This is a genomic window from Bradyrhizobium sp. 25ACV, assembly GCF_054863005.1.
Map to the genome: position 1 here is coordinate 1 of NZ_JAVAYO010000092.1, position 272 is coordinate 272.

At 66.2% G+C, this 272-nt stretch carries 1 protein-coding gene; it reads left to right on the forward strand.

Annotated features, from left to right (window positions below):
* The first annotated feature begins 12 nt into the window (after window positions 1–12).
* The gene (locus RAD04_RS38705) at window positions 13–165 is read left to right on the forward strand and encodes a DUF934 domain-containing protein (protein ID WP_461627973.1); all 153 of its coding nucleotides are present in this window, start codon (window positions 13–15) and stop codon (window positions 163–165) included.
* The last annotated feature ends 107 nt before the right edge of the window (window positions 166–272 follow it).

Here is a 272-nt window from a genome sequence, read left to right on the forward strand (position 1 = left end):
CTGGTCGACCAAATGCCGTTGATGAAGCGCTGCGGATTCGACAGTTTCGCGCCCCAAGCCGAGATCGATCCCGTCACGCTCGAGGCCGCGCTCACGCGCTATGAGAATGTCTATCAAAAGGCCGCCGACGGACGCGTGCCGGTCTGGGCGCTGCGGCATGGCTAGCACCGCGCGCAAGCTCGACCTGATCGACGTCACGCCCTTCTCCGCCGCCGACGCAGCGGCAATGGAGGCGCGTTTTGCCGGGGTTGGCACCAGCGAGATGCTGGGCG